This is a genomic window from Micromonospora sp. MA102, from assembly GCF_025460765.1.
GTDB classification, from domain to species: domain Bacteria; phylum Actinomycetota; class Actinomycetes; order Mycobacteriales; family Micromonosporaceae; genus Micromonospora; species Micromonospora halotolerans.
Genome location: NZ_JAMWEG010000003.1, coordinates 21,229 through 41,581, shown reverse-complemented (window position 1 = coordinate 41,581; position 20,353 = coordinate 21,229). Strand labels below are relative to the sequence as shown.

19 protein-coding genes, 1 tRNA gene and 1 other RNA gene are annotated in these 20,353 nt (G+C 71.6%); 6 read left to right on the top strand and 15 right to left on the bottom strand.

Annotated elements, in window-relative coordinates; genetic code table 11:
• Positions 1-24: 24 nt before the first annotated feature.
• Positions 25-237 carry a DUF1737 domain-containing protein gene (locus tag NFX44_RS06730; RefSeq protein ID WP_262282636.1) on the bottom strand — a complete coding sequence of 71 codons (213 nt, stop codon included), beginning with the start codon at positions 235-237 and terminating at the stop codon, positions 25-27.
• Between the two features lie 25 nt (positions 238-262).
• Positions 263-1,744 carry an MFS transporter gene (locus tag NFX44_RS06725; RefSeq protein WP_262282635.1) on the bottom strand — a complete coding sequence of 494 codons (1,482 nt, stop codon included), beginning with the start codon at positions 1,742-1,744 and terminating at the stop codon, positions 263-265.
• A 139-nt stretch (positions 1,745-1,883) separates the two neighbouring features.
• On the opposite strand from NFX44_RS06725, the gene NFX44_RS06720 reads away from it, so the two are divergent.
• Positions 1,884-2,510 (top strand): HNH endonuclease family protein, encoded by a 627-nt coding sequence (locus NFX44_RS06720; protein WP_262283157.1) that lies wholly within the window; start codon positions 1,884-1,886, stop codon positions 2,508-2,510.
• Positions 2,492-2,971: a hypothetical protein gene (locus NFX44_RS06715; RefSeq protein ID WP_262282634.1), complete on the top strand. Its 480-nt coding sequence runs from the start codon at positions 2,492-2,494 to the stop codon at positions 2,969-2,971. Before NFX44_RS06720 ends, NFX44_RS06715 begins: the two co-directional genes overlap by 19 nt.
• Before the next feature lie 61 nt (positions 2,972-3,032).
• Here NFX44_RS06715 and NFX44_RS06710 read toward each other — a convergent pair whose 3' ends face one another.
• The 9 genes from NFX44_RS06710 to ffs form a co-directional block, all read right to left on the bottom strand.
• Complete coding sequence (locus NFX44_RS06710) at positions 3,033-4,139, bottom strand: ABC transporter ATP-binding protein (RefSeq protein WP_262282633.1); 1,107 nt, start codon at positions 4,137-4,139, stop codon at positions 3,033-3,035.
• A complete protein-coding gene (locus NFX44_RS06705) occupies positions 4,136-5,122 on the bottom strand; it encodes an ABC transporter ATP-binding protein (RefSeq protein WP_262282632.1) in 987 nt (328 codons plus the stop codon). The genes NFX44_RS06710 and NFX44_RS06705 overlap by 4 nt, the downstream gene beginning before the upstream one ends.
• A 43-nt stretch (positions 5,123-5,165) precedes the next feature.
• Positions 5,166-6,107 carry an ABC transporter permease gene (locus NFX44_RS06700; RefSeq protein WP_315974582.1) on the bottom strand — a complete coding sequence of 314 codons (942 nt, stop codon included), beginning with the start codon at positions 6,105-6,107 and terminating at the stop codon, positions 5,166-5,168.
• 95 nt (positions 6,108-6,202) lie between these two features.
• Positions 6,203-7,210, bottom strand: coding sequence for an ABC transporter permease (locus NFX44_RS06695; protein ID WP_262282630.1), 1,008 nt, complete (start codon positions 7,208-7,210; stop codon positions 6,203-6,205).
• 102 nt (positions 7,211-7,312) lie between these two features.
• Positions 7,313-8,983, bottom strand: a complete 1,671-nt coding sequence (locus NFX44_RS06690; protein ID WP_262282629.1) for an ABC transporter substrate-binding protein — start codon at positions 8,981-8,983, stop codon at positions 7,313-7,315.
• A gap of 332 nt (positions 8,984-9,315) precedes the next feature.
• Complete coding sequence (gene recR, locus NFX44_RS06685; protein ID WP_262282628.1) at positions 9,316-9,909, bottom strand: recombination mediator RecR; 594 nt, start codon at positions 9,907-9,909, stop codon at positions 9,316-9,318.
• Positions 9,910-9,917: 8 nt separating this feature from the next.
• Positions 9,918-10,226 carry a YbaB/EbfC family nucleoid-associated protein gene (locus NFX44_RS06680; protein ID WP_030502117.1) on the bottom strand — a complete coding sequence of 103 codons (309 nt, stop codon included), beginning with the start codon at positions 10,224-10,226 and terminating at the stop codon, positions 9,918-9,920.
• 108 nt (positions 10,227-10,334) lie between these two features.
• Complete coding sequence (locus tag NFX44_RS06675) at positions 10,335-13,148, bottom strand: DNA polymerase III subunit gamma and tau (protein ID WP_262282627.1); 2,814 nt, start codon at positions 13,146-13,148, stop codon at positions 10,335-10,337.
• A 107-nt stretch (positions 13,149-13,255) separates the two neighbouring features.
• An RNA gene (gene ffs, locus NFX44_RS06670) (signal recognition particle sRNA small type) lies at positions 13,256-13,345 on the bottom strand.
• Positions 13,346-13,427: 82 nt separating this feature from the next.
• On the opposite strand from ffs, the gene NFX44_RS06665 reads away from it, so the two are divergent.
• Positions 13,428-13,512: transfer RNA gene (locus tag NFX44_RS06665), tRNA-Ser, on the top strand.
• An 89-nt stretch (positions 13,513-13,601) separates the two neighbouring features.
• Here NFX44_RS06665 and NFX44_RS06660 read toward each other — a convergent pair.
• The gene (locus NFX44_RS06660; protein WP_262282626.1) at positions 13,602-14,093 is read right to left on the bottom strand and encodes a site-specific integrase; all 492 of its coding nucleotides are present in this window, start codon (positions 14,091-14,093) and stop codon (positions 13,602-13,604) included.
• A 726-nt stretch (positions 14,094-14,819) separates the two neighbouring features.
• Between NFX44_RS06660 and NFX44_RS06655 the strand changes: the two genes are divergently transcribed.
• Positions 14,820-15,398 carry a hypothetical protein gene (locus NFX44_RS06655; protein ID WP_262282625.1) on the top strand — a complete coding sequence of 193 codons (579 nt, stop codon included), beginning with the start codon at positions 14,820-14,822 and terminating at the stop codon, positions 15,396-15,398.
• 225 nt (positions 15,399-15,623) lie between these two features.
• On the opposite strand, the gene NFX44_RS06650 is transcribed toward NFX44_RS06655, so the two are convergent.
• Positions 15,624-15,944 (bottom strand): hypothetical protein, encoded by a 321-nt coding sequence (locus NFX44_RS06650; protein ID WP_262282624.1) that lies wholly within the window; start codon positions 15,942-15,944, stop codon positions 15,624-15,626.
• Positions 15,945-16,380: 436 nt separating this feature from the next.
• The gene (locus NFX44_RS06645; protein ID WP_262282623.1) at positions 16,381-16,581 is read right to left on the bottom strand and encodes a hypothetical protein; all 201 of its coding nucleotides are present in this window, start codon (positions 16,579-16,581) and stop codon (positions 16,381-16,383) included.
• 874 nt (positions 16,582-17,455) lie between these two features.
• Between NFX44_RS06645 and NFX44_RS06640 the strand changes: the two genes are divergently transcribed.
• Both NFX44_RS06640 and NFX44_RS06635 read left to right on the top strand, forming a co-directional pair.
• Positions 17,456-17,839: a hypothetical protein gene (locus NFX44_RS06640; protein ID WP_262282622.1), complete on the top strand. Its 384-nt coding sequence runs from the start codon at positions 17,456-17,458 to the stop codon at positions 17,837-17,839.
• 418 nt (positions 17,840-18,257) lie between these two features.
• Complete coding sequence (locus tag NFX44_RS06635) at positions 18,258-19,001, top strand: SDR family NAD(P)-dependent oxidoreductase (protein WP_262282621.1); 744 nt, start codon at positions 18,258-18,260, stop codon at positions 18,999-19,001.
• 52 nt (positions 19,002-19,053) lie between these two features.
• Here NFX44_RS06635 and NFX44_RS06630 read toward each other — a convergent pair whose 3' ends face one another.
• A complete protein-coding gene (locus tag NFX44_RS06630) occupies positions 19,054-20,325 on the bottom strand; it encodes an MFS transporter (protein WP_262282620.1) in 1,272 nt (423 codons plus the stop codon).
• Positions 20,326-20,353: the final 28 nt, after the last annotated feature.

The window sequence follows — 20,353 nt, the reverse complement described above, 5'->3', positions numbered from 1 at the left end:
GTGCTCGGGGACCCGGCCAGCCGGTCAGACCGGTACGACGGTGGGGTTGCCGTCGTCGAGGACGACCGCCTGCGCCACGATCACCCGCTGCCCGTCGAAGGTGGCCGCCGGCGAGCCGTGCAGCCGGTAGCCGTCGGCGAGCGCCTCGCTGACCCGGCGGCAGAAGTCGGCGTCGTCCGGCCCGGTGAGCAGCCGGTACCGCAGCCGGGCCGGCGTCGTACTCTCCTGATCACCCATGGCCCGACGCTAACAGCACCGCCAGTCACCGCCGGTCCGGCGGCGTCGCGACAGGCAGCGACGGGCAGGGCTGGCCGCCGGGCGCGGTCCGCGGCGGGCGGTGGATCAGCAGCCCGGCCAGCACCGCCCCGGCCAGCAGCAGGCCGGCGCACCAGAGCATCGCCCCCCGGAACGCGTCGGCCAGCGCGGTCTTCTGCGCGTACCCGCTGCCGGAGAGGCCGACCAGCAGCGGCAGCGCGGCCACCGCGAGCAGGCCGCCGGCCCGGGCGGCCGCGTTGTTGAAGCCGCTCGCCACCCCGGCGAACCGGTCCGCCACCGCGGCCAGCACGGAGGCGGTCAGCGGGGCGACCACCAGGGTGAGCCCCGCGCCGAACAGGAGCACCCCGGGCAGCACGTCCACCCAGTACGACGCCCCGGGGCCGACCCGGCGCAGCAGCAGCAGGCCGGCCGCGGCGACCACCGGGCCGACGGTGAGCGGCAGCCGGGGGCCGATCCGGGCGGCGAGCGCGCCGGCCCGGGCCGAGCCGACCAGCAGCAGCAGCGTCATCGGCACGGTGGCCAGGCCGGTGGACAGCGCCGACCAGCCGACCACGTTCTGCAGGTAGACGGCGAGGAAGAAGGTGAACCCGCCGAGGGCCGCGTAGACCACCACGGTGAAGATGTTCAGCACCGAGAAGAGACGACTGCTGAACAGCCCGGTGGGCAGCATGGCGGTGTCGCCCCGACGCCGCTCGACCAGCACGAAGACCACCGCGCCGAGCACCCCGACCACCGCCGCGGCCAGCACCGCCGGGGAGCCGGCGCCGCGCGCCGGGGCGTCGATCAGGGCGTACGTGACGCCGCCGAGCGCCAGCGCGCCGAGCAGCGTGCCGGCCACGTCGAACCGCCGGCCGGCCCCGGTACGCGAGGCGGCCTCGTCCCGGCTCTCCGGCAGCCAGCGCAGCGCGGCGAGCACCACCCCGACGGCCAGCGGCAGGTTCACGAAGAAGATCCACCGCCAGGAGAGCGCGTCGATCAGCCAGCCGCCGAGGAGCGGACCGATCGCGGTGGACACGCCGGAGAGCCCGGACCAGATGCCGATGGCCCTGGCCCGGTCGTCCGGGTGAAAGCTGGCCTGGAGCACGGAGAGCGAGCCGGGGGTGAGCAGCGCCCCGCCGGCGCCCTGGAGGAACCGGGCGGCGATCAGCCAGCCGGTTCCCTGGGCCAGCCCGCAGAGCACCGACGCCACGGCGAACCACACCACCCCGAGCAGGAAGATCCGCCGCCGCCCGAACCGGTCGCCGAGCGCGCCGCCGAGCAGCACGAAGGCGGCCAGCATCAGCAGGTAGCCGTTGACGGTCCACTGGAGACCGGCGACGGTGGCCCCGAGCTCGGCGCCGAGCCGGGGCAGCGCCACGTTGACCACGGTGCTGTCGATGAAGACCATGCCGGAGGCGAGGATCGCGGCGAGCAGCGTGCCGTGCCCGGCGGCGGAGCCGATACGCAGCGCGGGAGCGGGTGCCGTCATGGGTAACCACTCTGCCGCTCCCTCCATACAGATGCCACGAATCACGGAAACCGTCGCCCGGGTACTGTGCGGACTCGCCCGGAGCCCGCAAGCTGGAGAGGTGTCGTCTGTGCGTACGAGATCAGGAGCCCGCGCCGGGATGGCCGCCGCGTTCGCCGCGGTGCTCGCCCTCGGCGTCACCGGATGCGTGCCGGTCGACGAGCCGGACACGCCGCCCAGCGCCTCCGGCAATGTCGACCAGCAGCTCGGTCAGCTGACCGTCGCGGCCGCCGGGTCGATGAAGGGCTACAGCCGGACCCGCTTCCCGCACTGGCGGGACACCGGCAAGAACTGCGACGTGCGGGACACCGTGCTGCAACGGGACGGCGAGGGCATCAAGCTCTCCGGCTGCAACGTGGTGGGCGGCCGCTGGGAGAGCGCGTACGACGGGCTGGCGCTGACCGATCCGGCCGACGTGGACATCGACCACATCGTGCCGCTGGCCAACGCCTGGCGCTCCGGCGCCGACGAGTGGGACGACTCGAAGCGCGGCGACTTCGCCAACGACCTGACCCGGCCGCAGCTCATCGCGGTTTCCCTCCGCTCCAACCGGGCAAAGGGTGACCAGGACCCGTCCCAGTGGAAACCGGCGAACCGCTCCTACTGGTGCCAGTACGCCGCGGACTGGGTGACGGTCAAGCACTACTGGCGGCTGACGGTGACCAGTGCCGAGAAGGCCGCCCTCACCGACATGTTGGAGGGCTGCACATGGGCGAACAAGCCGTGACCGGCGCCGGTGGCGCGCCGGCGCCGGAGGGAACGCCGGACACCACGGGCGGGGACGCCGCGGCGGCCGCCGGCGGCGCGACCGCGCCGGGGCCGACCTCGGCCGGGATGACGGCCGACGGGATGCCGTCCGCCCCCGCCGACGTCTCCGGCGCCGGGATGTCCGCCGACGCCACGCCGGCCGCGCCCGCGGCTGCCCCGCCGGCGCCCGGAGCCCCGGAACGGACCAGCGACATCACCGCCGGCCCGGGCGGGGTGATGACCGACGAGGTCGGCGTGGTGACCGGCGACCTGACGCTGCGCACCGAGTACGCCGACGGCCAGGTCACGCTGCGGGTGCAGTACAAGGACGCCGACGAGTGGTACGCGGTGACCGGCGCCCGGGTGCCGCTGGCCGACCCGGCCGCGCTGGACGCCGTGCACACCGTCGCGGTGGCCCTGCTCCACCGCCCCGAGGGCTGACCCCGGTTCGAACGCGACGAGGCCCCTTCCCCGCCCGGGGAAGGGGCCTCGCGTCGTCACGTCACGGGGTCGGGATCAGCTCCCCGGTGTCGCCCGGCGCCGCGCCGTCGTCCGGCCGGACCAGCTCCGGCTCCACCTCGTGCGGCCGGATCCGGCCGGCCGCGATGTCCTCCGCGTAGTGGCAGGCCACCCGGTGCCCGCCCAGCACCTCGCGCAGCGCCGGCCGTTCCTCGGCGCACCGGGTCGGCTGGGCCCACGGGCACCGGGTGTGGAACCGGCAGCCGGGCGGCGGGTTCGTCGGCGAGGGCAGGTCGCCCGCGAGCAGGATCCGTTCCCGCCGGTCCTCCACCTGCGGGTCCGGCACCGGCACCGCCGACATGAGCGCCCTGGTGTACGGGTGCATCGGCTCCCGGTAGAGGTCGTCGCTGGACGCCTCCTCCACCAGGCCGCCGAGGTACATCACCCCGACCGTGTCGGCGATGTGCCGGACCACCGCCAGGTCGTGGGCGATGATCAGGTACGTCAGGCCGTGCTCGTTCTGCAGCTCCTCCAGCAGGTTGATCACCTGCGCCTGGATCGACACGTCGAGCGCGGAGACCGGCTCGTCGGCGACGATCAGGTCGGGGTCGAGCACCAGCGCGCGGGCGATGCCGATGCGCTGCCGCTGCCCGCCGGAGAACTCGTGCGGGTACTTGCTCAGCGCCGAGGCGGGCAGGCCGACCGCGGCGAGCGCCTCCCGGAGCCGCTTGGTGGTGGCCGCCTTGTCCTTGGCCAGGCCGTGCGCCTTGAGGCCCTCGACCAGCAGCGACTCCACCGACTGGCGGGGGTCGAGGCTGGACAGCGGGTCCTGGAAGATCATCTGGATGCGGCGGCGCATCCGGCGCATCGACTCGCCCTTGAGCGCGCGGATGTCGGTGCCGTCGAAGACGATCTCACCGTCGGTCGGCTCGACCAGCCGCAGCAGGCCCCGGCCGAGGGTGGACTTGCCACACCCCGACTCGCCCACCAGCCCGTACGTCTCGCCCTTGTTGATGGAGAGCGAGACGCCGTCGACGGCGTAGACGTGGCCGACGGTGCGGTCGAAGAGCACGCCGCTCTTGATCGGGAAGTGGACCTTGACGTCACGCAGTTCGACAAGTGGTCCGGTCCGCTCGGTCGACTCGGTCACGGCACCGCCACCTCCTCGGAAACGGGGTTGTTGCAGCGCAGGTCGCCGCCGGTCGCGGTGGGTTCGAGCGGAGGCGTGCCCTCCAGGCAGGCGTCCACCACGTTGTCGCAGCGGGGGGCGAACGCGCACCCCTCGACCCACGGGATGTTGTCGGCCACCGAGCCGCGGATGGCGTGCAGCCGCTCGCCCCGGGGCGAGTCCAGCCGCGGCACCGAGCTCAACAGCCCGTGCGTGTACGGGTGCCGGGGCCGGGCGAACAGCTCGTGCCGGGCGGCCCGCTCGACCACCTTGCCGCCGTAGAGCACGTTGACCGTGTCGCAGAGACCGGCCACCACGCCCAGATCGTGCGTGATCATGATCAGGGCGGTGCCGGTCTCGTCGACCAGCTGCTTGAGCAGGGTGAGGATCTGCGCCTGGATGGTCACGTCCAGCGCGGTGGTCGGCTCGTCCGCGATGAGCAGCCGCGGCTTGCAGGCCAGCGCGGTGGCGATCAGGGCGCGCTGCCGCATACCGCCGGAGATCTGGTGCGGGTACTCCTTGAGCCGCCGCATCGGGTCCGGGATGCCGACCGCGTCGAGCAGCTCCCGGGCCTCCTTCATGGCCGCCTTGCGGTCCATCCCGCGGTGCCGCTCCAGCACCTCGGCCACCTGCGTGCCGATCGGCACGACCGGGTTCAGCGAGGAGAGCGGGTCCTGGAAGATCATGCCGATGTCCCGGCCGCGCCGGTCCCGCATGTCGTCCGGGCGCAGCTTCAGCAGGTCGGCGCCGTCGAAGTTGACCTCGCCGGTGACCTTGTTGCCCCGCCGGGGCAGCAGGCCCATGATCGCCAGGCTGGTCACGCTCTTGCCGCAGCCGGACTCGCCGACCAGGCCCACGGTCTGCCCCGGCTCCACGCTGAAGCTGACCTTGTCGACCGCCGTGAACGGCCGCTCACCGCGACGCTGGAACACCACGCTCAGATCGCGTACGTCGAGCAGGCTCATCGGGTCACTTCCTCATCGTGCTGGTCCGTTGTCGCCATCGCCGTCACCGCCGGCTCTTCGGGTCGATCGCCTCGCGCATGCCCTCACCCAGCAGGGTGAAGCCCAGCGCGACCACGATGATCGCGACGGCCGGGAAGTAGGCCAGTTCCGGCCGGACCTCGAAGTAGCGCTGACCGTCCACACCGAGCATCAGGCCCCACTCGGCCCGGTTGATGTCCGGGTCACCGAGACCGAGGAAGGAGAGCGACGCCGCCTCCAGGATCGCGGTGGAGAGGGTCAGCGTGGCCTGCACGATCACAGCGGTCATCGCGTTGGGCAGCATGTGCCGGAGCACGATCGACCCCTGCTTGACGCCGAGCGCCCGGGCGGCCAGCACGTGGTCGCTCTCCCGCTGGGCGAGCATCGAACCGCGTAGCAGCCGGGCGAAGATCGGCACGTTGACGATGGCCACCGCCAGGATCACCGTCCACTGGCTGGACCGGCTGGCCATGGCCACCAGGCTGATCGCCAGCAGCAGGGCCGGCAGGGCCAGCATCACGTCGGTGAAGCGCATCAGGATGTTGTCGACCCAGCCGCCGAAGGCGCCGGCGATCGCGCCGACAAGCACACCCAGGGCCAACCCGATGAGCGTGGCGAGCACACCGACGAACAGGGTCTGCCGGCTGCCGTGGATCATGCGGGACAGGAAGTCCCGGCCGAGCGGGTCGGAGCCGAGCGGGAACTCGCTGCTGGCGCCGGGGATGTGGTCGACGGTGAGGTTCTTCGTCAGCTCGTCGAAGCGCTGCGCCGGGTCGTGCGGCGCGAGCAGCGGCGCGAAGATCGCGACCAGGACGAAGATCGCCACGATGGACGCGCCGACGATCGCCGTCGGGTTGCGCCGCAGCCGGCGGAACGCGTCGCGGACCAGGCTCACGCCGCCCTTGTCGGCGGTGGCCTGGGCCAGCTGCTCCAGCCGGGCGCGCTTGCGCTCGCCGAGCCGGTCGATGCCGCGCGGCAGGGTGCCCTCGCGCTTCTCCTCGACGGCGGCGGGGTCCACGCTCTCGCGCGGGGTGCCCACGGTGGGCCGGGTGATCGGGTCACTCATCGCACACGCACCCTCGGGTCGATGAAGGCGTAGGAGAGGTCGACCAGGAGGTTGACCAGCACGAAGACCAGCGCGGCCAGCAGGATCAGCGCCTGGAGCACCGGGTAGTCGCGTCCGCCGCTGATCGAGTTGTAGATCAGCGTGCCGAGGCCGCCCCAGTTGTACACCCGCTCGGTGAGCACCGCGCCGGAGAGCAGCGCGCCGGTCTGCAGGCCGATGGTGGTGACCACCGGCAGCAGGGCGTTCCGGAGGATGTGCCGGCCGCGGATGGTCTTGTGCCGCAGGCCCTTCGCCTCGGCGGTGCGGACGTAGTCCTCGTTGAGCACGTCGAGCACGCTGGCCCGGGTGATCCGGACGATCACCGCGAGCGGGATGGTGGCCAGGGTGAGCGCCGGCAGGATCAGGTGCCACAGCGCGTCGCCGGCGGCGTCGAACTCCCGCGTGAGCAGCCCGTCGAGGACGAAGAAGCCGGTCACGTCGGTGTTGTCCACCCCGGTGCTGATCCGGCCCGAGGGCGGGAACCAGTGCATGTTCTGGGTGAAGACGTCCTTGAGCAGATAGCCCAGGAAGAAGATCGGAATCGAGATGCCGAGCAGCGTTCCGGCGATGCTCAGGTTGTCGAGCAGCCGGCCACGGTGCCGGGCGGCGATGTAGCCGAGCGGCACACCGAGCCCGATGGCGATGATCATGGCGGCCGCGGCCAGCTCGATGGTGGCCGGGAAGGCACGGCCGATCACCTCGGTGACCGGGTCACCGCTCCGGATCGAGTTGCCGAAGTCGCCGGTCAGCAGCCGCTGCATGAACTTCGCGTACTGCACCAGGATCGGCTGGTCGTAGCCGAGGGCCTTGATCAGCAGGGCACGCCGCTCCGGCGTGGCCCGCTCACCGAGCAGCGCCTCGACCGGCCCGCCGGGGAGGTTCCGCAACCAGATGAAGACCAGCGCGGACAGCCCTATCAGGGTCACCACCAGCTGCAGCAGGCGGCGGACTATGACTCGCAACATCTCTCACACACCAGATTCTCGGTAACAGCGGGTCGGCCCGGGCCGGGAGAGAGAGCCCGGCCCGGGCCGATTCCGCGTACGGCGTCAGCGGTCAGTGGCGCTTCAGCCGACGCTGACGGTGTTGAACCGCTCGTCGGTCAGGGGGCTGGCGACCAGACCCTTGACGTCCTTGGTGACCACGATGGCCGGCGGGGCGTGCCAGACCGGCACGGCCGGCAGCCACTTGGCGGCGATGTCGCGGTTGACCTGCTCCCACGCGGCCTTCTTGCCGGCGTCGTCGACCGTGGCGTCGGCCTTGGTGATGGCGTCGAACATCTCGGTCATCGACTGGTCGCCGAACTCGACCTTGGCGCGGCCGAAGAAGGTGCCGACGAAGTTGCCCGGGTCGTTGTAGTCACCGGTCCACCCGAGGATGTGCAGGTCGTGCTTGCCGAACTGCTGCACGTCGTCCTTGTAGCCACCGTTCCACGGGCGGGCCACACCGTTGACCTTGATGCCGACGGCCTGCAGGTCGTTGGCCAGGACGGTGAAGATCTCCTGCGGGTTCGGCATGTACGGCCGGGAGACGTCGGTCGGGTAGTAGAAGTTGAGCGTCAGGTTCTCGGCGCCCGCGTCCTTGAGCAGCTGCTTGGCCTTGGCGACGTTGTAGTCGTACTTCTGCACGTCCGAGGCGTAGCCGAGCACGGTGTCCGGCATGAACTCGTCGGCGACCTTGGTGCCACCCGGGCCCTTGGTCTGGACGAGCTGCTGGCGGTTGAGGGCGTAGGCGATCGCCTGGCGCACCCGCAGGTCCTTCAGCTTCGGGTTCTTCTGGTTGAAGCCGAGGTAGAGAATGTTGAACGCCGGGCGGTCGAGGACCTGGAAGCCCTCGCCGGAGAGCGCCTTGCGGTCGGCCGGGGCCGGGAAGTCGATGCCCTGGACGGTGCCCGCGCGCAGCTCCTGCTTACGGGTGTTCTCGTCCTCGATGATCTTGATGACGAGCTTGTCGACCTTGGCCTTCTCGCCCCAGTAGTCGGGGTTCCGGTTCAAGGTGATCTCACCCTTGGCCTTGTCCCAGCCGCCGAAGGTGAACGGGCCGGTGCCCACCGGGTGCTCGTTGGCGAACGCGCTGTACTCGAAGGAGTCGCCGTTCTGCTTCACCGTGTCGGCGTCGTACTTCTTGAGCGCCTCGGGGCTGGCGATCGACAGCGCGGTCAGCGCGAAGGCACCCGGGAAGGCGCCCTTGTACCGGTTCATCGTGACGACGGCGGTGCCGTCGTCCTTCGCCTCGCACTTGTTGTAGACCGGGTCGCCCGCGCCCTCGGCCTCGTTCTTGGCGAAGCCGCCGAAGACGTCCGAGTAGTAGATCATCTGCGACTGGGCGGCGGCGCCCTTCATGTTGAACCAGCGGTCGAAGTTGAAGCAGACCGCGGCGGCGTTGAACGGGGTGCCGTCGTGGAACTTCACGTTCTTGCGCAGGTGGAAGGTCCAGACCTTGCCCTCGGGGTCGTGCTCCCAGCTCTCCGCCAGGGCGCCCTGCAGATCGGCCGTACCCGGCTTGTTCTGCACGAGCGTGTCGTACATCTGGCGGATCGGCCGGAACGACTCGCCGTCGTCGTTGAAGATCGGGTCGAAGTTCTTGGGGTTACCGGCGCCCGCGAAGACGAAGGTGCCGCCGGTCTTGGCCCCACCGCTGTCGTCGTCGCGCTCGCTCTTGGCGCAGCCGGACGCTCCGACCGCCAGAGCGGCAGCGGCCGCGAGGGCCACGGCCGCTTTAAGCCTGCTCGCCTGCATCTCTCACCTCTGTCATGCGCATGTTCCACGCCGAGTTGTGACTCAGTCCGTGTGCGGGAGGCTATGACACGACACACAGAATGCGGAACGCCCGGGAGGCAATCGCTATCAAGCCGACACCAAGTGGCCGGGTCTGACAGCTTCCGATCTCGCGACAAACAGGACTGTCACAGCCCGGAGCAGATAGTGGGACCGGACGGATCGCCGCAAAACCGGCCAGTCGCCGGCCGGTCGGCGCGTACGTGGCGAATCGCACCCGTCCCACATTCCGGATCGGCGGAACGACGCCGGCCGGCCCCGCACGGGACCGGCCGGCCTGTTCGTCGCTGCGGTCAGATCGCCCGGCGGCCCTCGAACGCGCGACCCAGGGTGATCTCGTCGGCGTACTCCAGGTCGCCGCCGACCGGCAGGCCGCTGGCCAGCCGGGTCACCGCGATGCCCATCGGCTTCACCATGAGCGCCAGATAGGTGGCGGTCGCCTCACCCTCGGTGTTCGGGTCCGTGGCGAGGATCAGCTCACGGACCGTGCCAGCGCCCAGCCGGGTCATCAGCTCCCGGATCCGCAGGTTGTCCGGGCCGATGCCCTCCAGCGGGTTGATGGCGCCGCCGAGCACGTGGTAGCGGCCGCGGAACTCGCCGGTCCGCTCGATCGCCACGACGTCCTTCGGCTCCTCGACCACGCAGAGCACCTCGTCCGTGCGCCGCGGGTCACGGCAGATGCGGCACTGCTCCGACTCGGCCACGTTGTAGCAGGTCGTGCAGAACCGCACCAGCTCCTTGACCTTGCGCAGCGCGCCGGCCAGCCGGTTCACGTCGGCGGGATCCGCGGACAGGACGTGGAAGGCGATCCGCTGGGCGCTCTTCGGGCCCACGCCCGGCAGCCGGCCCAGCTCGTCGATCAGATCCTGGATGGCACCCTCGTACATCTGCCGGCTCAGAACCCGGGCAGGCCGAGGCCGCCCATCCCACCCGCGACCGGGCCCATCTTCTTCTCGGTCAGCTCGCGGGCCGCCTCGGCGGCGTTGTGCACGGCGGCGACGACCAGGTCCTCCAGCGTCTCCACGTCCTCCGGGTCGACCGCCTTCGGGTCGATCTTGATCGCCTTCAGCTCACCGGTGCCGGCGACGGTGGCGGTGACCAGGCCTCCACCGGCGGTGCCGGTCAGCTCCGCCTCGGCCAGCTCGGCCTGCGCCTTGGCGATCTGCTGCTGCATCTTCTGCGCCTGCTTCAGCATCTGCTGCATGTTCGGCTGTCCACCTGGGCGCACGGACGGCTCCTTCTCGCACTCGTCTGATCGGCCGCGCCCAGCCTAGTCGGGCGACGGCACTGCTCCTCGGCGGTCGACGCGCGCTCAGCGCGCGTCCACCTCGTCGATCTTCTCGGCCCCGAACGCCTCGCGGAGCAACTGCACCGCCTGCTCCTCGCTGGACTGCCGGGCGGTCCGCTCGTCGATCACGTCGTCCAGCGGTTCGTCGCCCGGGTCGAAGCCCTCGTAGGCGGGCGCCGCCGGGGCCGCGGCCGCCGACCGGCCGCCGACCGGCCCGTCGTAGTCGGGGTCGTAGGGCGGCTCACCGGCCCAGTCGGCGTCGGCGGTCTTCCGGGTCGCCTGGGCCGACCGCGGGCCCTTGCTCGGGCCGCCACCGGCGGCGGCCGCCGCCGCGGCCGCCCGGGCCGCCGCGATCGCGCTGTTCTTCGGCGTGCCACCGCCCGCCTGCGACGGGCCCGGTGGCCCGGCCGGCTTCGGTACCGCGGGCGCGGTGGCGGCCGTCGAGACGGCGGCCGGCGCGGGGGCCGTGGCCACGGCTGCCGCACCACCCGGACGGGCGGCCTCGGGCCAGTCGTCCCCGCCCGTGCCGGCCGCCGAGGCGGCGTCTGTAGCCGCCGGCTCTCCGGCGCCACCCGGTCGGGCCGGCTCCGGCCAGTCCTCCTCGTCGTCGTCCCCGCCGGCGCCCGTCCCCTGCGCGGCCGGGCCGGCCGGCCGCCGGGCCGGACCACCGGACGGCTCCGACGCGCGGGCCGCGCCGGACGGGGCGGCGTTCCCGGGCCGTGCCCCGGCCGAGCCACCGGCACGGTTTGCCGAGGAGCCGGGCTGCGCAGCGGTGGCCCCCGGTGAGCCGCCGCTCCCCGGCGCATCGGACGGGCCGGACGCACGGGCCGGCGCGGCGTCCGGGCCGGACGCCGGGCGGGCCGGGGCCGGGTCGGCGGAAGCCGCGCGGGACGAACCGGAGGGGCGGGCCGGGCCGCCGAGCGACGCCGCGCCCCGCTCGCCGGCCACCTCGCAGCGGATCTGCCAGCGGCCACCCAACTCCTCGTAGAGGGCGTCGGTCAGCACCGCGGCGTGGTCGGCCATCATCTTCGCCAGCACCGTCGACTTCACGGTCAGCACCAGCGTGTCGCCGTCCAGGTCGCGGACCACCGCGTCGCGCATCAGCGCCGCGATCCGCTTGTTGCTCCGGTTGACCTTGCTGACGACCTCGGCCCAGACCCGGCGCACCGCGACGGCGTCCAGCGCGCCGGCCGGGGCCGCGCCGGGGCGCGGCGGCTCCGGGGTGGCCGGATCGGGCAGCACCGCCGAGGCCGGGACGGGACGCCGGGCGGGACCGCCGGACGCCGGACCGCCGGCCACCGGACCGCCGGACGCCCGGTCGGCGGGGGAGCCACCGGAGGCCGGCTGGGCCGAGCCGGATGGGGTGCGGGCACCCGGACCGGGCTGGGCGGCCGCACCGGGCACCGGGTCGGCCGGGCGGCCCGGCCCGGCGGCACCGGCGCCGCTCGCGGCCGGGTCGACCGGGCGGGCAGCCGGGTTCGGGCGGGCACCGGCCGCCGCGGCGGCGGCACGGGCGGCGGCCGCCCCGGTCGGCGCACCGGCAGCCGCCGGCGTGCCGGCGGTCCCCGGGTCGGGCGCGGCGGCAGCCGCGGTCGGGGCGGGAGGCGCCGGGCGTACCTCCGGGGCGGGGGCGGTCGGCGCGGAGCCGGCGGCGGCCGGCGGCGGCTCGGCGCCACCCAGGATGAGCCGGCGCTCCATGCGCTCCAGACGCTGGAGCAGGCCGCCGGACGAGTCGTCCACGCCGGGCAGCAGCATGCGGGCGCAGATCAGCTCCAGCAGCAGCCGGGGCGCGGTGGTGCCGCGCATCTCGACCAGACCGTTGTGCACGATGTCGGCGCAGCGGGACAGGGTCGCCGGGCCGAGCCGCTGGGCCTGGGCGGCCATCCGCTCGATCTGGTCGTCGGGGCCGTCGATCAGGCCCTTGGCGGCGGCGTCCGGCACCTGCTGGATGACGATGAGGTCGCGCAGCCGCTCCAGCAGGTCGGCGGCGAACCGGCGCGGGTCGTGCCCGGCCTCCGCGACCCGGTCGACGGTGGCGTACGCGGCCGCGCCGTCCCCGGCGGCAAGCGCGTCGCACATCTCGTCGATCAGGGCGGAGTCGGTGACGCCGAGCAGCGCGGCGGCCCGGGCGTAGCTGACCCCCTCCGCGCCGGCGCCGGCGATGAGCTGGTCGAGCACGGAGAGGCTGTCCCGGGCGCTGCCACCACCGGCGCGCACCACCAGCGGGAAGACCGCCGGCTCGACCTTGACCCCTTCGGCCTCGGTCAGCTGCTCCAGGTAGGGCCGGAGCAGCTTCGGCGGGATCAGCCGGAACGGGTAGTGGTGGGTCCGCGACTTGATCGTGCCGAGGACCTTCTCCGGCTCGGTGGTGGCGAAGATGAACTTGACGTACTCCGGGGGCTCCTCGACCAGCTTGAGCAGGGCGTTGAAGCCGGCCGACGAGACCATGTGCGCCTCGTCGATGACGTAGATCTTGAAGCGGCTGCGGGCCGGCGCGAAGAACGCCTTCTCGCGCAGCTCACGGGCGTCGTCGACGCCGCCGTGGCTGGCCGCGTCGATCTCGATGACGTCGATCGAGCCGGAGCCGTCGGTGGCCAGCGAGCGGCACGACTCACACTGCCCGCAGGGCTCGGGGGTGGGCCCCTGCTCACAGTTGAGCGAGCGGGCCAGGATCCGGGCGCTGGAGGTCTTGCCGCAGCCCCGGGGGCCGGAGAAGAGGTAGGCGTGGTTCAGCCGCCCGCTGCGCAGCGCCTGCGACAGCGGCTCGGTGACGTGCTCCTGGCCGATGACCTCGGCGAACGTACGGGGCCGGTACTTGCGGTAAAGGGCCAGTGCCACCCGTCCCGCCTCCTCTCGACCGAGCCATTCTGCGCCGGTCGGCCGCGGGTGACCACCCACCACCCCGTGACCTGACCCGCAGGGACGTTACCGGCACCCAGAGACAGAAAGGCCTCCCGTGCACCCGGCAGAGCTCGCTTATCCTTGCTGCCTTCCGGCCCTGGGGAGGTTCACGAGATACCGCCGCACGGGAGGTGCCGCCAAGCCTACCCGACCCGGGGTGGATCTTCATGGGGTGGTGGGGTGGCTCGCCCGCCGGGGACCTGTATCCTGGCTCGCGGAGGATTCGCCTAGAGGCCTAGGGCGCACGCTTGGAAAGCGTGTTGGGTTTACACCCTCACGAGTTCGAATCTCGTATCCTCCGCTCGCTTAAGCAGGGAAAACGACAGGGCCGGCCCCCACGGGGACCGGCCCTGAGTCGTCTCTACAGTCGCTCTCGTCTCAGTTGTCGTCTCACTTGCTTGGTTCCGGGCGGTCGGGCGGCGGTCCGTCGTTGCGCTCCCCCGACCGGCGCGGCGGATCGCCCCAGAGCAGTCCGCCGAGCTGCTGCGCGATGTCCCGGCGTACCTGGTCGGTCATGTGCTGGTACCGGACGGCCATGGCCGAGTTCGACCAACCCATGATGCCCATCACGGCACGACCGGGGACGCCGAGGACCAGGAGCGCAGTGGCGCAGTGTGTCGAGCGTCGTGCAGCCGTCCGTCCCGCACTGGCGAGCTTGAGCAGCCGTTTCCATTCGCCGTAGTCCGTCGCCTGATGGATCGCCTCGCCGGTCGGTGATGCGAACACCCACCCCTCATCGCGCCAGAGCTGCGCGGCAGTTTCGCGCTCGGCGTCCTGTTCCTCCAGGTGCTGCCGCAGCAGATCAATCAGGGCGTCCGGCAGGCCGATGGAGCGACGGCCGGCGCGGGATTTGGTATCTGCCGCCACCGGTCGCTCGTTCACCGATCCGGACATTGGCCGGGCATCTTCCGTCCGCACTTGCCGTCGCAACCGTGCCGCCATCTCGGCCGGAGAAGCGCTCGCCGCACCGCCAGCGCGCCGTGGTTCCGCCAAGACTCGGGCATGGAGACCCGCAACCACGACATGCACGCTGACGAGTTGGAGACATCCCTGCTGCTTCACGTCGCACCGCACTCGTTCGCTTCGGCAAACGAGACCGCGGACTCGCTAGCGAATGACGGCCGCACCTGCTGACGCTGGGTATGGCCGCCTACACGACAAGCGGAGTCATCGGGCGTCCGTCACTTGGCACCCGCGAAAAGGGCAAGGCAGCGTTGGAAAGCTTCGCCAACTCCCTCTCGGAGCACCTGCGCGCGCACGGGCTCTAGCGCGCCAACCGCCCGAGCTAGTGAATCCGTCGGCGGCTGAACTCCTGCGGATCGCCTCCGTGAGATCCCGCCAAGTGCCAGCGCAGACTGCCGCATCGATGTCGGCGGACCCGGACACGAGGGGCACGACATCGTCCATCTGGTCGGCATGTACCCGATCCACGAGGCCGAGGGGCAGTACATCCGTGACCACGGCCTCCAATCCTTCTGGAACCTCGACTGGGACCTCTACGACGTAACGCGGCACCCCGCCGTTTGATCCCCCGCGTCCGTTGACTCTGGCGGCAGGCCAGCCGCCGTGGGGCAAGGAGCCTGTTCCTCTGGCACGCATACTGGCCAGGTGTCTCAGCCCCAGCCGCCGACAGCCACGCCACCGTCGGCATCAGAATTCCGTGAACAGGCCCTGACCTGTCTTCAAACTGGTGACTGGCATGGCGCCTACAGATGGGCGAAGGGCTGGATCGGATCCGGAGGCGGCACCCACATCGAGCCCTGGCTCGTCTACGTGGCCTCCGCCCTCACAAGCGAGAAGGCAAGGGACGCCGTCCACTCCATTGATCTGGCTGTCGGCCTCTGGCTCCCCGGTGCGCAGGACCGGGCGGCAATGCTCTGGCTGCGCGGCTGCATCGTTCATCGACGGCTGAACGACCCGCGGACCGCTCTGCGGGACCTCCTGGTAGCTGGGCCGGCGCTGCCTGTTTGGCTGGCGAACCAGCGAGACGCCGAGATCGCCGCATGCGAGGAAGCCGCACGCCACAGCCGTAAGCGGGTCGCGTCCGTCAAGCAGGCGTGGAGCTATTCAGGGCAACCCGAGACGCTTCGATTCCTTGATCACGCCCAAGAGCCGAGATCCGATGGTGAGGCACCGGACCGTCGACTCATCAACATCCTGGTCGACCTCGGGATGCCCGTCGCATAGTCCTCGGTCGCTCTACGCCACGTGACCTCGCACCGTCGCGATGACTCGCTACTTCAAGCATGTCCCGTGACCGGGACACACGCCGGCTGCCGACGTGCGATGCTGCCGGCGCGTCGGGTCTAAAGACCTGCGTGACAGATCAGTCTCGGGACGTGGGTGACACGTCCGGCTAGGCAATCTTTGATTGGATTAGTGCATTCGCGGGCCGCGTCGGGCTCCGGCGCCTCAGATCTTGGTTTTTTGAGCGCCTGCCGCCGCTCGACGACGCGTCCGCCAGTTGTAGCGGCGCAACAGTCGCACGCCGAGGGCCAAGGCGAGAAGCGCCGCAGCGGCTCCCTTCCACTGACGCTCGAACACCGGCCGATTTTCACCGAATGCCGCATCGCCGGCCATGATGAGCCAGACCATGCCGGCCATCCATCGCTCACGGCGCGACACCTCCGGTGGCTCGCCTCGACCAAAAAGAACCACCGGCAACGCGACAGCACTCACCGCCACGACGACTAGGGGAGCCCCGACGTGCCACATTTCTCCGGCGAGCCGCACGCCGTCAGTATTAGGCACTACGCGCTAGAACGGTGATCGCAATGGCACGACCAGGACAACGCCGTCTCCACCAACAGCCCGCGGCCTGTCACGCCGGTCCTGATACCGATGTGTCGCTCAGGTCCTGAGACCGGACAGCGATGCTGCCGGCGAGCTGTTCAAAGTTTCTGTACGTCTTCAAGGCGGCCCTGAGCGGGCCGCACGCGCTACAGCGGAACCCCTGTGGATACACGATCGCAGACCTCGAAAGCATGGGACCGCCCGTCACGTTAACCAGCGCCCTTGGACCACGGCCACAGCCCCTGAAGTCGGCGCCCATGGGCAAGCGACCCGACCTGGTTGTCCCGCCTCTATTCGGCCTCCGGCAAGTGTCCCGAGGCGTGTCCGCAGACGCCGAAGGCCGCCTCGGCGGGGGTGCCGGGGCGACCTCCTGGGGCTAGCCGTTCTTCTTCTTCAGCTCCTCGAGCTGGGCACGGAGGAGGGCCGTCTCAGCCTCCAGCCGGGCGGCCTCGGCCTTCGAGACGCGCTCGTCGGCCTTCGACGAGCGCCGGGCGGCCTTCGCCTGCTTCTCCTTGCTGCTCGACCAGTCGACGAGGCCGAGGGTGCTAACGCTCGTGAGCTTGCGGAACATGCCCATAGCTGTTGGTCCTTCCTATAGGCGTGCGAGTTGTGACAGGTCAGGCTAGTGATCTTGGTGGAGATGCGACCATCCGCCAAAGCTACGGAGGACGCCCCCCACACGGCGTACTCCTCGTCGCCGGGTCGGACGATGCGGTACCGGCAGGCCTCAGGCCGTTAGCGACGAGGTGGACACCGGTGCGGCCGGCGGAACGGCTGTCGACAGCAGCGCCGACAGCAAGGCCGCTGGACGGCGGCATACCGACAAGCGCTGGTTTGGACGAATCTCTGAACGTGCAGCCGCTGCAGGACGCGTGCGGACCTGATGCACAACACCTGTATGCGAGGCGTTCGGCTGGCAGTGGAAGCCTCTACGCGGGCCGGTCCTGGAACGCGTAGCGATTTGGCCAGCACCTGCTCATTGACGACAAGCGCTATCGGTCTGGCCCGGCCGACAGGTTGAATCGGCGCCCCTGCCGGGTTCGTCCGATGCCTACTGCCCGAGTGCTTCCGACCTGCGTACCCGGCCTTCAGCAACCGCGTCGCCGACAGTCCAGGGGTTCAGGCCTACGACCAGGAGCAGCTTCCCGCCTTGCAACTGGGCTATCAGCCGGACCGATTGTCGGTCGACTAGCCGAAAGATGATCGACCGCGCGGACGATGGCGAGACCAACGCGACTTGTGGATCATGACGAAGCCGCGCGGCCTCTGCGCGACAAGTCAACTGAGGAGCCCTGTTGTATCGTTCCCGGCTCGCCGTAGCCAGCGCCACTGCTCTGGCCCTTGCACTGGCAGGCTGTGGCAACAGCCAGCCCCCAGCCGCTGCAGGGCCGTCGACGGTTGCGAGTGCCACGACGCCGGCCGCCCCCGCGAGCCCCAGCGAGAAGCCGGCGATGGGCGCCAAGGAGGTGGTCGAGGCCCTCACCGCTGCTGGGCTTCCGCTGTCGAACATCGCCGAGCAGGACGAGAACACTGATCCCAATGACAAGCTCGGCCGCCCTGGCCAATACACGTCCCGTGCATCAGCGGACGTGCCGGGAGGTGACAAGGACGCCGAGAAGTACGGCATCGACCGCGGCCTGGTGGTCGAGGTGTTCGCGACGGCAGGGGACGCGGATGCCCGATCGACGTTCATTCAGGACGCCCTGAAAGGCGCACAAATCCTCGGCACCGAGTACCACTATCGACCGGCGGACGGGCGGATCCTGGTGCGGCTAACCGGGAAGGTGAAGCCGTCGCAGGCGAAGAAGTTCGAGGACGCAGTCGCAAAGTTGTGACCGCAGCCGGCGGACAGGTCCAGCCCGTCTCCCCGACGGGACCGCACCCGCTCGCGCCTCTGAAAGATCGATAGCAGCGGTAACAGACATCCCATGAGAGCTGGGGTCGAGCAGCGACGCCACCCTCCTGCCTTCGTCTCACTTGTCGTCTCGTTCGTGACCGTGCGGGGGCGACCGTAGACGAACGACTGGTCGAGTTCGCCTTGGTAGCGAGCCGCCCCGGTCAAGCGCGTACGGGGACGAGCAGACTTGGAAGGCGTGTTGGGTTTACACCCTCACGAGTTCGAATCTCGTATCCTCCGCCGTCGACGCAAGGGCCGGCCCCGTTCGGGGCCGGCCCTTCGTCGTTTCCCCCGCCGCTCAACGCGCCGTCCGATCACCGCCAGACTCTCCGCCCGCCGCCGACCAGGCTGGTGGCATGAACGGAGTTCTGGACGGAAAAGTGGCATTGGTGACCGGCGGCAGCCGGGGTATCGGGGCGGCGGTGGCGCTGCGGCTGGCCCGGGAGGGCGCCGACGTGGCGCTGACCTACGAGCGGCGGTCCGACCGGGCGGCCGAGCTGGTGGAGCAGATCAAGGCGGCGGGGCGGCGCGCCCTGGCGGTGCCGGCCGACAGCGCCGACCCGGCGGCGGTGCGCGCGGCGGTCGACCGGGTCGCCGGGGAGTTCGGCCGGTTGGACGTGCTGGTCAACAACGCCGGGGTGCTCCTGACCGGCCCGGTGACCGAACTCGGCCCCGACGAGGTCGAGCGGACGATCGCGGTCAACGTGCGGGCGCCGTTCGTGTTCGCCCAGGCGGCGGTCCGGCACATGACCGACGGCGGCCGGATCGTGAGCATCGGCAGCAACGTGGCCGAGCGGGCGGTCGTCCCCGGTCTCGCCCTCTACTCGATGAGCAAGACCGCCCTGCTCGGGCTGACCCGGGGCCTCGCCCGGGAGCTGGGCGGCCGGGGGATCACCGCGAACCTGGTCAACCCCGGCCCGACCGACACCGACGCGAACCCGGCGGACGGGCCGAACGCGGAGGCCATCCGGGGCTTCACGGCCCTGGGCCGCTACGCCGACCCGGCGGAGATCGCCGCCGTGGTGGCGTTCCTCGCCGGACCGGACGGCGGGTACGTGACCGGCGCGACGATCAACGCGGACGGCGGCTTCACGAGCTGACCGCGGCGGGGCCGGCTCGATCCCGGGGTCGGCCCCCGCCCGGGGTACGCCGTCAGCCCTGCCCCGCCGGCCCGGCGGACGGGCCGGCCGCCGCGGGCGCGGTTTCCGCCGGCTGGGCGGTCGGTGGCCCGATCCGCGCACCCGGGCGCGGACCGCCGCGCAGCGCCCCGCCGGCGAGCAGCGCCGCGCCGGCCGCCGCGACCCACAGGACCACCCGGTGGTCGACCAGCTCCAGCAGGCCGGCGCCGGCCAGGACGGCGAGCGTGCCGGGGCCGAAGGTCAGCGTGTTCACCGTCGCGGAGACCCGCCCGACCAGCGCGTTCGGCGTCTCCCGCTGCACGGCGGTCCAGACGGTGATCAGCACGAGCGGCACCCCGAACCCGACAGCCAGGGTGCCGACCGCCACCGGGACGAGGGCGGGCACCGCGCGCAGGGCCAGCCCGGCGGCGAGGGCCGCGACCGCCGCCGCGGTCAGCCGCCGGTCGCCGAGCCGGCGCAGCAACGTTCCCGCGGCCAGACCCCCGACCAGAGCGCCGACGCCCTGCACGGTGGCGAGCACCCCGTTGAACTCCGGCGGCCGGTGCAGGCCGTCGTCCACCACGGCGTACGCGACGGCACCGTTGATCCCGGTCAGCAGCAGCGTGGCGCCGGTGCAGGCGACGAGGTGGCGCAGGGCCGCGTGCCGGCGCAGGTGACCCAGCCCCTCGGCGAGCTGGCGGGTCCACGGTTCGGGCGGCGGTGGGGGCTCCTCGCGTACCCGGATCAGGGTGAGCAGCACGGCGGCGAGGGCGAAGGTGGCGGCGTCGAGCAGCACCACCGGGTGTCCGCCGTACGCGGCGAAGAGGCCGGCGCCGGCCAGCGGGGCGACCAGCTTCATGCCCTCGTTGACCGTCGTCCGCAGCCCGTTGAAGTCGCCGAGCAGCTCCCCGGGGATCACGGTGGGCACCAGCGCCGCCTCGGCCGAGTCGATCAGCACGAAGCTGACCCCGTACGCGACCGTCACCGCGAAGATCAGCCAGACCCAAGCAGCGGAGTCGACCAGGAGCAGCGCCGGGAGCAGGGCGGCCATGGCCAGGTGCAGGGCGATCAGCAGCGGCCGGCGGCGGAACCGGTCGGCCAGCACTCCGATGAGCGGGGCCACCAGGGTGGGTCCCCAGATGCCGAGGGTGACCAGCCCGGCCAGGCTGCTCGACCCGGTAAGGTCCTTCACCCAGATCCCGGCGACCAGGAGCATGGCGGCCGTGCCGAAGCCGGACACCAGCACGCCGGCCAGGTAGCGGCCGGCGTCGCGGTTGCCCAGCACCCTGGTCGTACCCCAGCTCATGGCACCTCCCCCGTGCGGTGCGATTCTG

Coding starts and splice junctions, on each gene's coding strand:
- NFX44_RS06705 (WP_262282632.1), bottom strand. CDS start 5,122: ATGAGCCTGCTCGACGTACGCGATCTGAGCGTGGTGTTCCAGCGTCGC.
- recR (WP_262282628.1), bottom strand. CDS start 9,909: ATGTACGAGGGTGCCATCCAGGATCTGATCGACGAGCTGGGCCGGCTG.
- NFX44_RS06680 (WP_030502117.1), bottom strand. CDS start 10,226: ATGCAGCAGATGCTGAAGCAGGCGCAGAAGATGCAGCAGCAGATCGCC.
- NFX44_RS06630 (WP_262282620.1), bottom strand. CDS start 20,325: ATGAGCTGGGGTACGACCAGGGTGCTGGGCAACCGCGACGCCGGCCGC.
- NFX44_RS06715 (WP_262282634.1), top strand. CDS start 2,492: ATGGGCGAACAAGCCGTGACCGGCGCCGGTGGCGCGCCGGCGCCGGAG.
- NFX44_RS06725 (WP_262282635.1), bottom strand. CDS start 1,744: ATGACGGCACCCGCTCCCGCGCTGCGTATCGGCTCCGCCGCCGGGCAC.
- NFX44_RS06690 (WP_262282629.1), bottom strand. CDS start 8,983: ATGCAGGCGAGCAGGCTTAAAGCGGCCGTGGCCCTCGCGGCCGCTGCC.
- NFX44_RS06645 (WP_262282623.1), bottom strand. CDS start 16,581: ATGGGCATGTTCCGCAAGCTCACGAGCGTTAGCACCCTCGGCCTCGTC.
- NFX44_RS06730 (WP_262282636.1), bottom strand. CDS start 237: ATGGGTGATCAGGAGAGTACGACGCCGGCCCGGCTGCGGTACCGGCTG.
- NFX44_RS06635 (WP_262282621.1), top strand. CDS start 18,258: ATGAACGGAGTTCTGGACGGAAAAGTGGCATTGGTGACCGGCGGCAGC.
- NFX44_RS06640 (WP_262282622.1), top strand. CDS start 17,456: ATGGGCGCCAAGGAGGTGGTCGAGGCCCTCACCGCTGCTGGGCTTCCG.
- NFX44_RS06720 (WP_262283157.1), top strand. CDS start 1,884: ATGGCCGCCGCGTTCGCCGCGGTGCTCGCCCTCGGCGTCACCGGATGC.
- NFX44_RS06695 (WP_262282630.1), bottom strand. CDS start 7,210: ATGTTGCGAGTCATAGTCCGCCGCCTGCTGCAGCTGGTGGTGACCCTG.